The organism is Microbacterium sp. (genome assembly GCF_036277215.1).
Lineage (GTDB): Bacteria > Actinomycetota > Actinomycetes > Actinomycetales > Microbacteriaceae > Microbacterium.
In genome coordinates this window covers 1-12,794 of record NZ_DASUNI010000261.1, presented here as the reverse complement: position 1 = coordinate 12,794, position 12,794 = coordinate 1, and the positions used below count along the sequence as shown (strand labels likewise).

12 protein-coding genes are annotated in these 12,794 nt (G+C 69.0%); 3 read left to right on the top strand and 9 right to left on the bottom strand.

Translation table 11 applies throughout. From position 1 onward, the window contains the following. Positions 1 to 153: 153 nt before the first annotated feature. On the bottom strand, positions 154 to 651 hold the full coding sequence (locus tag VFX99_RS13150; protein WP_329666746.1) for an NUDIX domain-containing protein: 498 nt from the start codon (positions 649 to 651) through the stop codon (positions 154 to 156). Between the two features lie 3 nt (positions 652 to 654). After that, complete coding sequence (locus VFX99_RS13145) at positions 655 to 1,971, bottom strand: replication-associated recombination protein A (protein WP_329666747.1); 1,317 nt, start codon at positions 1,969 to 1,971, stop codon at positions 655 to 657. 169 nt (positions 1,972 to 2,140) lie between these two features. Between VFX99_RS13145 and VFX99_RS13140 the strand changes: the two genes are divergently transcribed. The 3 genes from VFX99_RS13140 (at position 2,141) to VFX99_RS13130 (ending at position 4,761) form a co-directional block, all read left to right on the top strand. Further along, the gene (locus VFX99_RS13140; protein WP_329666745.1) at positions 2,141 to 2,449 is read left to right on the top strand and encodes a dioxygenase; all 309 of its coding nucleotides are present in this window, start codon (positions 2,141 to 2,143) and stop codon (positions 2,447 to 2,449) included. A 104-nt stretch (positions 2,450 to 2,553) separates the two neighbouring features. After that, on the top strand, positions 2,554 to 4,107 hold the full coding sequence (locus VFX99_RS13135) for a DUF349 domain-containing protein (protein WP_329666744.1): 1,554 nt from the start codon (positions 2,554 to 2,556) through the stop codon (positions 4,105 to 4,107). Between the two features lie 69 nt (positions 4,108 to 4,176). After that, a complete protein-coding gene (locus VFX99_RS13130) occupies positions 4,177 to 4,761 on the top strand; it encodes a hypothetical protein (RefSeq protein WP_329666743.1) in 585 nt (194 codons plus the stop codon). On the opposite strand, the gene VFX99_RS13125 is transcribed toward VFX99_RS13130, so the two are convergent. The 7 genes from VFX99_RS13125 to ruvC all read right to left on the bottom strand — a co-directional run bounded on the left by VFX99_RS13125 (position 4,731) and on the right by ruvC (position 12,638). Then, positions 4,731 to 6,980 (bottom strand): bifunctional (p)ppGpp synthetase/guanosine-3',5'-bis(diphosphate) 3'-pyrophosphohydrolase, encoded by a 2,250-nt coding sequence (locus tag VFX99_RS13125; protein WP_329666742.1) that lies wholly within the window; start codon positions 6,978 to 6,980, stop codon positions 4,731 to 4,733. The genes VFX99_RS13130 and VFX99_RS13125 overlap by 31 nt on opposite strands. Before the next feature lie 73 nt (positions 6,981 to 7,053). After that, on the bottom strand, positions 7,054 to 8,043 hold the full coding sequence (secF, locus tag VFX99_RS13120) for a protein translocase subunit SecF (protein WP_329666741.1): 990 nt from the start codon (positions 8,041 to 8,043) through the stop codon (positions 7,054 to 7,056). Further along, the gene (secD, locus tag VFX99_RS13115; RefSeq protein WP_329666740.1) at positions 8,043 to 9,776 is read right to left on the bottom strand and encodes a protein translocase subunit SecD; all 1,734 of its coding nucleotides are present in this window, start codon (positions 9,774 to 9,776) and stop codon (positions 8,043 to 8,045) included. Before secD ends, secF begins: the two co-directional genes overlap by 1 nt. A 39-nt stretch (positions 9,777 to 9,815) precedes the next feature. Next, positions 9,816 to 10,271 carry a preprotein translocase subunit YajC gene (locus VFX99_RS13110; protein ID WP_329666739.1) on the bottom strand — a complete coding sequence of 152 codons (456 nt, stop codon included), beginning with the start codon at positions 10,269 to 10,271 and terminating at the stop codon, positions 9,816 to 9,818. An 81-nt stretch (positions 10,272 to 10,352) separates the two neighbouring features. After that, a complete protein-coding gene (ruvB, locus tag VFX99_RS13105; protein ID WP_329666738.1) occupies positions 10,353 to 11,375 on the bottom strand; it encodes a Holliday junction branch migration DNA helicase RuvB in 1,023 nt (340 codons plus the stop codon). Then, positions 11,368 to 11,997 (bottom strand): Holliday junction branch migration protein RuvA, encoded by a 630-nt coding sequence (gene ruvA / locus VFX99_RS13100; RefSeq protein WP_329666737.1) that lies wholly within the window; start codon positions 11,995 to 11,997, stop codon positions 11,368 to 11,370. Before ruvA ends, ruvB begins: the two co-directional genes overlap by 8 nt. A 74-nt stretch (positions 11,998 to 12,071) precedes the next feature. After that, positions 12,072 to 12,638, bottom strand: a complete 567-nt coding sequence (ruvC, locus tag VFX99_RS13095) for a crossover junction endodeoxyribonuclease RuvC (RefSeq protein ID WP_329666736.1) — start codon at positions 12,636 to 12,638, stop codon at positions 12,072 to 12,074. Between the last annotated feature and the right edge of the window lie 156 nt (positions 12,639 to 12,794).

Sequence of the window (12,794 nt, the reverse complement as noted above, 5' to 3'; positions counted from 1 at the left end):
CGTGGGCACGGATGTGTCCTTCCAAACTGACATGGCCGCGTCTTTCGCGGCTCATGGACGTATCTCCGGCCCTGCCCGTTCAGCGCGCACGTCGGGGCGCGCAGAAGGTTGTGTGGGGGAAGGAGATACCCGAAAACTGGGTTTCGAGCCGGTCTAGCTTAGCAGGTCGGAGCCGGCTCCCGATCTGGGCGGGTTCGACGAGTCCTCTTCTTCCGCGTCCAGTCTGGTGGCGAGATCGACCATGCCGACCGGGTAGAACGGAGGATCCAGGTCTCGCAGCGCCTGCAGCGGGACCCAGCGCGCCGTGGTGTGGTTGTCCAGCACCGGCAGCTGGGCATCCAGCGGGAGATCGTTCAGCGCCGCGCCGGTGACCGCGAAGACATGGACCACCTCGTGCCCGCGCGCCCACCCCGCTTCGAAGATGTTCTCGGTGACGGCGATCGGCTCCACGTCGATCAGCTCGACACCGAGTTCTTCGAGGAACTCGCGGCGCACCGCCCCAGCCGCGGTCTCGCCGAACTCCACGCCGCCCCCCAGTGCTCGGGCGAATGCGCCGTGGCGATCTGTGGCGGGGTACATCTCGACCAGGGCGTGGCCGTCGCGGACCACGAGACCGACGGCGATGTTGCGGATGCGATCAGGAGGCGGCATGCGTCAGCTTCCGCCGATGATCCGACGGATCTTCTCGAGGCGGGCCTGCACGTCGCGCTCCTGCCCATGGTTCGTCGGCTCGTAGTATCGGCGCGTCGCGAGGTCGTCCGGCAGGTACTGCTGAGCGACGACGCCGACGTCGGAGTCGTGCGGATAGCGGTAGCCCTTGCCGTGACCGAGTCGCTTGGCTCCCGGATAGTGCGCATCGCGCAGGTGTGGCGGCACGCGGCCGAACCCTCCGGCGCGCACGTCCGCGATCGCCTTGTCGATCGCCAGGTAGGCCGCGTTCGACTTCGCGGTCGTCGCCAGGTACGCGGTGGCCTCGGCCAGCGGAATGCGGCCCTCGGGCATCCCGATGAAGGCGACGGCGTCGGCTGCGGCCACGGCGATCACCAGAGCCTGCGGGTCGGCCAGGCCGATGTCCTCGGAGGCGGAGATCACGAGCCTGCGGGCTATGAACCGCGGGTCTTCGCCGGCCTCGACCATGCGCGCGAGGTAGTGCATGGCGGCATCGACGTCCGAGCCGCGGATGGACTTGATGAACGCGCTGATGACGTCGTAGTGCTCGTCTCCCTGGCGGTCGTACCGGAGCAGCGCCCGATCGACGGCGCTCGCGACGTGGTCGGCCGTGATCTCGAACGCGGCGTCGTCCGGCTGCTCGTCCTCGGCGCCGTCGTCTTCGACGTCCTCCGAGACCGGCTCGGCGAGGGATGCCGCGGCCTCCAGCGCCGTCAGCGCCCGTCGCGCATCACCGGAGGACAGCCGGATGAGCGCGTCGCGCGCATCCGGTCGCAGGACCACGCCGCCCCCGAGACCGCGCGGATCGGCGACCGCGCGATCGACCAGCATCCCGAGATCGTCATCGGTGAGCGGCTGCAGGGTCAGCAGGAGCGACCTCGACAGCAGGGGCGAGATGACCGAGAACGAGGGGTTCTCGGTCGTCGCGGCGATGAGCACCACCCAGCCGTTCTCGACGCCGGGCAGCAGCGCATCCTGCTGCGCCTTGGTGAAGCGATGGATCTCGTCGAGGAACAGGATCGTCGACTGGCCGTAGAGGTCGCGCTGCGTGAGCGCCTCCTGCATCACCTCGCGCACATCCCGCACCCCCGCGGTCACGGCGGAGAGTTCGACGAACCGCCGGCCGGAGGAACGCGCGATCGCCTGCGCGAGCGTGGTCTTGCCTGTTCCGGGAGGACCCCACAGGATCACGGATGCCGCCGCCCCCGTCGACACGTCCGGTCGGGCGAGCAGCACGAGCGGCGAGCCGGGACGCAGCAGGTGGGACTGTCCGGCGACCTCCTCGAGCGATGTCGGCCGCATCCGCACCGCGAGCGGAGTCTGCCCCTGGAACAGTGCGGTGGAGGTCACGGATCAAGGCTAACGGCCGCATCCGACCCTCGGTGCGGGCGGTGACGGGCGGGTTTGGCGGGGTTATCACCGCGCCGTATGATCAAGCGGCCCGGCGTGACCGGCGAGCGAGGGAGGTGCCGTGGCGACGGGTGGAAAACAGCGCGGGACGCGCGAGGAGCGCGAACGCGTCCGGGTGTACCAGGCTCGGCGTGCATTCCATCAGGGGCAGTCTCGGCGTCGCACGCGGGACAACCTCATCGCCGCCATCGGCGGCGGCATCCTGATCCTGGCGGTCGCGGGCGGTCAGGCCGCGTACTTCATGGCCGGTCCCGGCGCCCCCGCACCGAGCCCGTCGTCCTCACCCACGACCACGTCCACGCCGGCGCCGACGTCCTCGCCTCAGCCGAGCGAGACGCCCGCTGAGTCCACGCCCACCCCTACGCCCTGACGCGGTACCGCGACCTCCCGCCCTCTGCCGACGGTCGCCCGCGTACTAGGCTTGGGAGCCGTCCATCCCCCACAGGCGGCGAGAGCCGCGATGAGGTGCATCCCGTGACTGCTGCAGCAGAGTCCACTCCCCCGTACGCCCCAGAATCCGCTCCGGAGAACACGCCCGACGCGGAGAACGCCATCACGCCGCCTCCTGCGGACGAGCAGCAGTCCGAAGCCGTTGTCGGCGCCGACGCCGGTCCGCACACCGAGAGCGAGGACGTCGTGGAGGATGCTCCGGAGGCTGCCGGCGAGAAGGCACCCGGCGACGGCGAGCCGGCAACGGAGGCCGAGGACGCGTCGCCCGCGGACCACACACCGGACGCCACACCGGACGCTGCGCCTGAAGGGCCGGACGCTGCACCTGAATCGGCGACACCAGCGGCTGCCGAGACGGAACCGTGGGGCCGGGTCGACGAGGACGGAACGGTCTCTGTTCGCGAGGCGGACGGGTGGCGGGTCGTGGGCCAGTACCCGGACGGGTCGGCCGATGAGGCGCTCGCCTACTACCGCCGGAAGTTCTCCGACCTGGCGAGCGAGGTCGCGCTGCTCGAGGTGCGGCACCGCCGGGGCGGCGCGTCGCCGTCGGATCTGCGCGCAACCGCGCGCACGCTGCACGCGAAGCTGCAGGGCGCGGCCGCCGTCGGCAACCTGGCGGCGCTCGATGCCCGTGTGCTCGCCCTTACAGGCGCGCTCGCCGCGGCATCCGAGACCGAAGCCGCCGCGTCGCGGCAGGCGGTCGACGAGGCGGTCCGCGCTCGCACCGAACTGGTCGAGAAGGCGGAAGCCCTCGCCGCGCGCGACCCCCGCAGCGTGCAGTGGAAGCAGGCCTCGGCGGAGTTGACGTCGCTGTTCGATCAGTGGCAGGCGCAGCAGCAGAACGGCCCGCGGCTTCCGAAGTCGACCGGGCAACAGCTGTGGAAGCGGTTCCGGGACGCGCGTGCCACGGTCGACAAGCACCGCCGGGAGTTCTACGCCGAACTCGACGAGGCGCACAGGACCGTGCGCGACCAGAAGCTCCGGCTCGTGGAGAAGGCCGAGGCGCTCGCGCCGAAGGGCGAGGACGGGATCGCGGCGTATCGCGATCTGCTGGATCAGTGGAAGGCGGCGGGCCGGGCCGGCAAGAAGGCCGACGACGCGCTCTGGGCGCGGTTCAAGGCTGCCGGCGACGCGCTGTACTCCGCCCGCGGTGAGCGTGAGGCGGCCGAGAACGAAGCTTCCCGCGAGAAGATCGAGCAGAAGCGCGCACTGCTGGACGAAGCGCGCGTGATCGCCGACGAGCCCGACATCGTCAAGGCGCGGACCGCTCTGACGGCCATCCAGCGCCAGTGGGACGACATCGGCCGCATATTCCCGCGCGACAAGGAGCGTGCGCTCGATGACGATCTTCGCAAGATCGAGCAGTCGCTGCGGGGGCGTGAGGAGAACGACTGGAAGCGCAACAACCCCGAGACCAAGGCTCGTGCCAACGAGATGACCCGCCAGCTGACCGAGGCGATCCAGAAGCTCGAGGATGAGCTGGCGGCGGCGAAGAAGTCCGGCGACAAGGCGAAGATCGCGAAGGCGACCGAGGCGCTCGACGCTCGGCGCGCGTGGCTCACCGCGCTCGGCGGCTGAGCCGGCGGGTTCTCCACAGACCTCGCTTCCCGCGGTGGCGTGGCCTGCGGGTCGGGCACAGTGGCACTCATGGCCTCCCCGTTCCTCTACTTCGCAGGCGACCGACTGTCCCCCGCCGAGCTCTCCGCGGCGCGACTGGACGGCCACCTCGTCGAGCTCGGTGACGCGTACATTCCGGCGGATGCGGTCGAAACGCGCGAGCTTCGCGCAGGATCCCTGCGCGAACTGCTCGGCGACACGCTCGCGGCGACCCACCTCAGCGCGGCGTGGGTGCACGGCGCCCTCGCCGAGCCGCCGGTCCGTCACACGGTGCAGCGGGCTGTGGCGCGGCGGCTGCATCAGGTGATCGGCAGGCGACTGGTCTATCGCGATCTGAGCGTCGACCCTGACGATCTGGCGACGATCGGCGGCGTCTCCGTCACCGTTCCGGTGCGCACGCTCGCCGATCTCTCCCGCGTGATGGATGCCGACCACGTTCGTGCGGCGAGGCTGATTGCCGACGCCATGCCCGGTCTGGCCGCGCGCAGCATCGGCTGGCTGCACGCCCACGGAGCTCTGCCGAACAAGCGCGCCGCGCTCGTCTTCCTGCGTCAGCTCGCGGCGCTCGAAGCGCCGGCGCCGACTCAGGACGACGTGACCCGGTACACGTCGTAGACGGCGTCGATCCGCCGCACCGCGTTGAGCACGCGCTCCAGGTGCACGATGTCGCCCATTTCGAACACGAAACGGCTCAGGGCGAGCCGGTCATTGGTGGTGGACACGGTCGCCGAGAGGATGTTGACGTGATGCTCGCTCAGCACGCGCGTGACATCGCTGAGCAGACCGGATCGATCAAGGGCCTCGATCTGGATCTGGACGAGGAACACGCTCTTGGTCGTCGGAGCCCAATCGACGTCGATGACCCGGTCCGGGTCTCCCATGAGCGACTTCACGTTGGTGCAGTCCGTGCGGTGCACCGAGACCCCGCTCCCCCGGGTCACGAACCCCACGACCTCGTCACCGGGAACCGGCGTGCAGCACTTCGCGAGTTTCACCAGGATGTCGGGCGCGCCGCGCACGAGAACCCCCGAGTCGCCGCCTCGCGGCTGGCGCGACCGGCCGACGTGCGGGATGTCGATCGGCCCGGTCGAGGTGTCGTTCGCGCTCACCAGCGCGGTGACCTTCTCGATCACCGACTGCGTGGACACGTGACCCTCGCCGACGGCGGCGTACAGGGCGGAGACGTCCTCGTACTTCAGGGACTGCGCCACCTCGGTGAACGAGTCCTGGCTCATCAGCCGCTGCAGGGGCAGGTTCTGCCGACGCATCGCACGCGCGATCGCCTCCTTGCCCTGCTCGACCGCCTCCTCGCGACGCTCCTTGGTGAACCATCCGCGGATCTTGCTGCGCGCGCGTGTGCTCTTGACGAACGTCAGCCAGTCCTGGCTGGGTCCGGCATCCGGGTTCTTCGAGGTGAACACCTCGACGACGTCGCCGCTCTGCAGTTCCGACTCGAGCGGGACCAGACGTCCGTTGACCTTCGAGCCCATCGTGCGGTGGCCGACCTCGGTGTGCACTGCGTAGGCGAAGTCGACCGGTGTGGCACCCGTCGGAAGCCCGATCACACGACCCTTGGGCGTGAAGACGTAGACCTCCTTCGCCCCGATCTCGAATCGCAGCGAGTCGAGGAACTCGCCCGGATCGGCCGTCTCGGCCTGCCAGTCGGAGATGTGGGCGAGCCATGCCATGTCGGCGTCGAGCGATTTGGCGTCCGGCTTGCCCCCGGTCAGGCGCTCCTTGTACTTCCAGTGCGCCGCGACGCCGTACTCCGCCTGCTGATGCATCTCGTTGGTGCGGATCTGGATCTCGACCGTGCGACCGCCCGGGCCGATCACCGTCGTGTGCAGCGATTGGTAGAGGTTGAACTTCGGCGTCGCGATGTAGTCCTTGAACCTGCCGGGCAGCGGCGTCCACCGGGCGTGGATGGCGCCGAGCACGGCGTAGCAGTCGCGCACGCTGCCCACCAGGATGCGGATGCCGATGAGGTCGTAGATGTCGTCGAACTCACGCCCGCGCACGACCATCTTCTGGTAGACGGAGTACAGCTGCTTCGGGCGGCCCATCACCCGGCCGCGGATGCGCAGCTCGCGCAGATCGCCGTCCACCGCCTCGATGACATTGTGGACGTACTGCTCGCGCTGCGGAGTGCGCTGCTTGACGAGACTCTCGATCTCGGCGTAGAGCTTGGGGTGCAGGACCGCGAACGACAGGTCCTCGAGCTCGGACTTGATCGTCTGGATGCCGAGGCGATGCGCGAGCGGCGCATAGATCTCGAGCGTCTCGGTCGCCTTCTTCTGCGCCTTCTCCGGGGGGACGAAGCCCCACGTCCGGGCATTGTGCAGCCGGTCGGCGAGCTTGATCAGCAGGACCCGGATGTCGCGTGACATCGCCACGATCATCTTGCGGACGGTCTCGGCCTGCGCGCTCTCGCCGTACTTGACCTTGTCGAGCTTGGTGACGCCGTCGACGAGCATCGCGACCTCGTCGCCGAACTCGGCTTTCAGCGTGTCCAGTGCGTACCCGGTGTCCTCCACCGTGTCGTGCAGGAGAGCCGCCGCGATCGCCTTCGGGCCGAGACCCAGGTCGGCCAGGATCTGGGCCACGGCGAGCGGATGCGTGATGTAGGGCTCACCGCTCTGGCGGGTCTGGCCGGAGTGCGCCTGGTCGGCCACGGTGTAGGCGCGTTCGATGATCGAGAGGTCGCCTTTTGGATGGTGCGTGCGGACCGTGCGCAGAAGCTGCTCGACGTCGTCGCGTCGTGCGGACCGCGAGAAGATCCGCGGCACCAGACGGCGCAGCGACGATGACTGGGCGGGAGGAACGGTCTCGGTCATCCGATTCCTCCACTCCGCTGGATCAGTTCATCCTATGCCCGTGGCGAGCGGCCCTTTCCGGGGACGATGGGCCTCAGGCCGGCACGCCCGCGAGTGCACGTGCGGCCAGCGCGCGCTCGTCGCGCGCCTTGACCGCCTGCTCGTTCTCACGGAACAGCGAGTAGAGCGGTGCGGCGACGAACAGCGTCGAATAGGCCGCGACGATCGTGCCCACGAAGATCGACAGCGAGATGTCGGTCAGGGTCTGCGCACCCAGCCAGAACGCGCCTATGAACAGGATCGCCCCCGTCGGCAGGATGGCCACGACCGTGGTGTTGATCGAGCGCACCAGCGTCTGGTTGACCGCGAGGTTCACCGACTCGCCGAAGGTGCGCCGCGAGACTTCACCGTCCTCGCTCGTGTTCTCGCGGATCTTGTCGAACACGACCGTCGTGTCGTAGAGGGCGTAGGACAGGATCGTGAGGAAGCCGATCACCGCCGCGGGCGAGATCTCGAACCCGCACAGCGCGTAGATGCCGATCGTGATGATCAGCACGTCCAGGAGCGCCACGATGGACGCGGCCGACATCTTCCAGGTGCGGAAGTACAGGGCGAGGATGAGGAAGGTCAGCGCGAGGAAGATCGCCAGACCCCAGAGCGACTGACGTGTCACGTCGGCTCCCCAGCTCGGCCCGATGAACGATGAAGTGACCTCGCTGACCGGCACGTCGTATGCCTCGGCAAGGGCGTCGGTGACCTGCTGGGTCTCGGCGGGCGTGAGCTGGTCGGTCTGCACTCGGACGGTGCTGTCGCCGACCGTCGTGACCTTCGTGGTCGCGTCGGGGACGACGGACTGGACGGCGTCGGTCGCGATCAGCTGGTCGGGAGATGAGACGCCCGACACCGTGAACTGCGACCCGCCGGTGAACTCGATCGAGAACTGGATCGGCCGGAACAGGGGCACCAGGGCGGAGCCGATCACGAGAACGGCCGCGATGATGAACCACAGACGACGACGCCCCACGAAGGGGAACGAGGTCTTGCCTGTGTACAGGTCGTTGCCGAGCTGACTCATGGAGCGCATCAGAGTTCTCCTCCCTTGTCGGTGTCGGAGCGTTTGCCGTTGTCGGGCACCTTGGCCAGCTCCGCCTGCTTGCGCTCGGCGATGGTCTGGCGACGTTCAGCCTCACCGCGCGACCGCGACGCCCTGCGTTCGGCGGCGGTCTTCGCCGTCTGCACCACCGGCGCCCGGAACTGGGCCCTCCCGCGGTACACCGCGCCGAGGGCGTTGGGGTCCATGCCCGAGAGCGGATGCCCCGATCCGAAGAACTTCGTGCGAGCCAGCAGCTGCATCACCGGGTGGGTGAACAGGATGAAGATCAGGACGTCGATCACCGTGGTCAGACCGAGGGTGAACGCGAAGCCTTTCACCGTCGCGTCGGCGAGGATGTACAGCACGACGGCCGCGACGATATTGATCGACTTCGAGATGTAGATCGTGCGCTTCGCACGCCCCCACCCGTCCTCGACGGCGCCCGTGATCGACTTGCCGTCGCGCAGTTCGTCGCGGATCCGCTCGAAGTACACGATGAACGAGTCGGCGGTGAACCCGATCGCGACGATCAGACCCGCGACTCCGGCCAGCGACAAGCGGAAGCCCATCCGCCAGGCGAGGATGCAGATCGTGATGTACGTGAGCACGCCCATCACCGCCAACGACGCGATGATCACGAGCCCGAGGGCTCGGTACACGATGAGCGAGTAGATCGCGACCAGCGCCAGGCCGATCAGACCCGCGATGAGTCCGATCTGCAGCTGCTGCGAACCGAGGGTGGCGGAGATCGTGTCGGAGCTTACGACTTCGAAGCTGAGGGGCAGCGCACCGTACTTCAGCTGATCGGCGAGGGTCTTGGCCGTCTCCTGCGTGAAGCTGCCCGTGATGCTCGGGTCACCGCCCAGGATGACCGCGTTCATGGAGGGCGCGGACAGCACATAGCCGTCGAGCACGAACGCGAACTGATTGAGCGGAGCCTGGGCGCCGAACAGGCGCTGGCTGATCTCGCCGAAGGTCTTCGTTCCGGCGTCGTCGAACTTGAGGTTGACCGCCCACTGACCGTTGTTCTGCTGAACGCCGAAGTTGGCATCGGTGATCGACGTCCCGTCCAGCTCGACGGGTCCCAGGATGTACTTGACGCTGCCGTCGGCCTCGCACGTGATCAGCGGCTCATCCTTGGGCGCGTTGGCGGGATCGTTCTCCGGATTGTCGCAGTCGTAGGCGAGGAACTCGGCGTACAGCGCAGGCGTGATCCAAGCGGGGTCGCTGCCGTTGGTCGGCTCAGCGGTCGGAGTCGCCTGGAGCGTCGGATCCGGGGTCGGGTAGGGCGTCTCGTTGCCGTCGTCGCCCACGTAGGTCGTCGCCGGCTCTCCCGTGTACAGCACGGCGCGAAGCTGCAGCTGCGCCGACGCCTCGATCCGCTGGCGCGTCTGCTCGTCCGCCTGCCCCGGGATCTGGACGACGATGTTCGTGCCGCCCTCGGTCGTCACGTCGGCCTCGCCGACACCGGACGCGTCCACGCGCTGGCGGATGATCGTGACGGCCTGGTCCATCTGCTCGGTCGTGGGCGCAGCACCCTCGGCGGTCTGGGCCTCGAGGATGATCTGCGTCCCGCCCTGAAGGTCGAGCGCGAGCTCCGGGCTCCACGAACTGGCCTTGAAGACGTACACGCCGAGGGCGTTGATGCCGAACAGCACCGCGGTGATGATCAGAAGACCGGTCAGCGCGCGCCAGGCATGCCGGACAGGGGTGGAAGTCGCCACGAGGGGTCAGCTTTCTGGGAGCCCGAGACGGGCGAGCGGTCAGGCCTTCGGCTTGGTGTCCGAGTCGGTGTCGGGGTCGACCGGCGGGTGCGCGTCGGCCGCGCGCTTGTAGTCGTCGCTGATCGAGGTGATCGAGCCGTCGGCGACGCCCTCGACATAGCCGAGCTCGCTCTCCTCGGCCTCGATGTACTCGTCCTCGGTGAGGGCGTGCTGGGCCGGGTCGATCACGCGGAGGATCGCCTGGCTGTGGACCTTGATCTCGACGCCCGGCGCGATCTGCACAAGAGCGGGCTGGTCGAGGTTGTCGGGGTCGTACGACACGATCGTGCCGTAAAGCCCGCCCTGCAGCAGCACCTCGGCGCCGGGGACGGTCTGGCGTGCTTTCTGCTCCTGCTCGAGCTTCTGCTTCTGCATCCGACGGCGGGAACTCCAGAACATGAAGCCCAGCAGAACGACCAGCAGGATGATGAGGCCGTAGTTGGAGAGGAATTCCATGGAGGCGAAAGCACCTTTCGATCAGGCGCGCGCCGTGGCGGCACTGCCTTGTGGGAGGGGTTAGGCGAGGGCCTCCAGCGATTATAGGTCATCGAGTCTGAGCGCAGAGTCGAGGTGCGAAGCGCCCAGGTGCGCGAAGGCGGACGGCATCGCGATCCGGCCCCGCGGGGTGCGCCCCATGAAGCCGATCCGCACCAGGTAGGGCTCCACGACGGACTCGATCGTCTCCGCCTCCTCGCCGACCGCCACGGCCAGCGTGCTGAGACCGACCGGACCGCCGCGGAAGCGACGGACCAGCATCTCGAGGACTGCGCGGTCGAGCCGGTCCAGGCCGATCGCGTCCACGTCGTACAGGTCGAGTGCGGCGTCGACCGTGGCGGTGTCGCCTCCGCCGCCGCGGACGATCATGAAGTCGCGGACCCGCCGCAACAGCCGGTTCGCGATGCGCGGCGTGCCGCGCGAGCGGCGGGCGATCTCGGCGCGCGACGGGGCCGGCAGGTCGACCGCGAGCATCGCGGCGGATCGCTCGATCACCCGCTCCAGCTCCTCGGGTTCGTAGTACTCCAGGTGCGCGGTGAACCCGAACCGATCGCGGAGGGGGTTCGGCAGCAGCCCCGATCGTGTCGTCGCTCCCACGAGCGTGAACGGTGAGAGATCGAGCGGGATGCTGGTGGCTCCCGCACCCTTGCCGACCATGATGTCGATCCTGAAGTCCTCCATCGCGAGGTACAGCATCTCCTCGGCCGAGCGCGCCATCCGGTGCACCTCGTCGATGAACAGCACCTCGCCCGGCGTGAGGCTCGACAGGAGTGCCGCCAGGTCGCCCGCGTGCTGGATCGCGGGGCCGCTCGACATCCGCAGCGGCCGGCCGCTCTCGTGCGCGACGATCATCGCCAGGGTGGTCTTGCCGAGCCCCGGCGGCCCCGAGAGCAGGATGTGGTCGGCGGGGCGCTGCTGGATGCGGGCGGCGTCCAGCAGCAGCTGGAGCTGACCGCGCACCTTCTGCTGTCCGACGAACTCCGCGAGAGACGAGGGTCGCAGCGCCCCCTCGATCGCCAGCTCGGTCTCGTCCACCGGCTCATCGGCGTCGCGCAGCTCATCCACCGGCGTGCTCCTTGCGCGCCGGCCCGAGCGTGGCGAGAGTCAGCCGCAGAAGAGCGGGCACGGCCGCCCGCTCGGCCGGAGTGGCCTCCTCCACGGCAGACGCCACGGCCTCCGCCGCGGCGCGCTCGCTCCAGCCGAGGCCGATGAGCGCCTGTGTCACCTGCGCGGCCACGCCGGAAGCGGCGCCGCGGCCCGGCGTCCCGGGAGTGCCTGTCGACCGCGGTGCGACGACCTTTCCCGCGAGCTGGACGACGATGAGCTTCGCGGTCTTGGGCCCGATGCCCGATACGCGCCGGAACGGGGCGTCGTCGTCCGCGCTCACCGCCTCGGCGATCTGCGCGACGCTGAGCCCGGCGAGGACGCCGAGCGCCGACTTCGGTCCCACGCCTGTGACGCTCAGCAGCTGGGTGAAGACGATGAGCTCTTCACGCGTCTCGAAGCCGAACAGCGAGAGCGAGTCTTCGCGCACGATGAGGTTCGTGTGCAGGTGCACGTCGTCGCCGACGTCGGTCGCGGCGGCGACATGGGGCGTGACCGCGACCGTCAGGCCGACGCCTCCCACCTCGAGAACGATCGAGTCCGTGTCCACGAATGCGGCGCGGCCGCGCAGCGAGGAGATCATGCCCCGAGCCTATGGGGCGATTCGCAGGTTTGTTCGACCGACACACTCCGGCGAGCTCGGAGCGAGAGAGGCTGTCATCGTCGAGCGAGGCGCTCGGCATTCGCCCACGCGCGCTGCGCCGGTGTCAGCGACCCTCCCGCAGGCGCAGGCGCCGACGCCGTGCCGCCCCTCCATGCGTGGCACAGCGCGAGCGCGAGCGCGTCCGCGGCATCCGCGGGCTGCGGAACCTCATCCAGCCGCAGGATCCGCGCGACCATGGCCTGCACCTGGCGCTTGTCGGCGACACCGTAGCCCGTGACGGCCGCCTTGACCTCCGTGGGCGTGTGGGTCGCCGCGGCCAGTCCGCGCTCGCCGGCGATGAGGAGTGCGATGCCGCTGGCCTGCGCCGTTCCCATCACCGAGTGCCGGTTGTGCTGGGAGAAGACCCGCTCGACTGCCAGGACAGAGGGCGAGTGCTCGTCGATCACGGCGCGGATGCCCTCGGCGATCGCGGCGAGTCGGCGTTCGATCGGCTCGTGAGGGTCGGATCGGATGACCCCGACGTGCACGAGCGTGGCAGACCGATCGCGCGCGACATCGACGACCCCGACGCCGCAGCGGGTCAGGCCGGGGTCGATGCCGAGTACGCGCAGAACTGCCACTCCCCCACGGTAGACGGGGTCTCGACCGGCTCAGCTGCGGCGCGCCCGACGGCCGGACTCCCGTCAGCCGTCGGTCGTCAGTCGTCGGCCTCGGACTCGAGCTCGGCCTGGACGTCGGCGGACAGATCGAAGTTGCTATAGACGTTCTGCACGTCG

What these genes read in the sequence shown, in the direction of transcription:
- VFX99_RS13145 (WP_329666747.1), bottom strand. Translation starts at nt 1,971, where the DNA reads ATGCGGCCGACATCGCTCGAGGAGGTCGCCGGACAGTCCCACCTGCTG.
- secF (WP_329666741.1), bottom strand. Translation starts at nt 8,043, where the DNA reads ATGCGCTCCATGAGTCAGCTCGGCAACGACCTGTACACAGGCAAGACC.
- VFX99_RS13110 (WP_329666739.1), bottom strand. Translation starts at nt 10,271, where the DNA reads ATGGAATTCCTCTCCAACTACGGCCTCATCATCCTGCTGGTCGTTCTG.
- VFX99_RS13130 (WP_329666743.1), top strand. Translation starts at nt 4,177, where the DNA reads ATGGCCTCCCCGTTCCTCTACTTCGCAGGCGACCGACTGTCCCCCGCC.
- ruvA (WP_329666737.1), bottom strand. Translation starts at nt 11,997, where the DNA reads ATGATCTCCTCGCTGCGCGGCCGCGCCGCATTCGTGGACACGGACTCG.
- VFX99_RS13150 (WP_329666746.1), bottom strand. Translation starts at nt 651, where the DNA reads ATGCCGCCTCCTGATCGCATCCGCAACATCGCCGTCGGTCTCGTGGTC.
- VFX99_RS13125 (WP_329666742.1), bottom strand. Translation starts at nt 6,980, where the DNA reads ATGACCGAGACCGTTCCTCCCGCCCAGTCATCGTCGCTGCGCCGTCTG.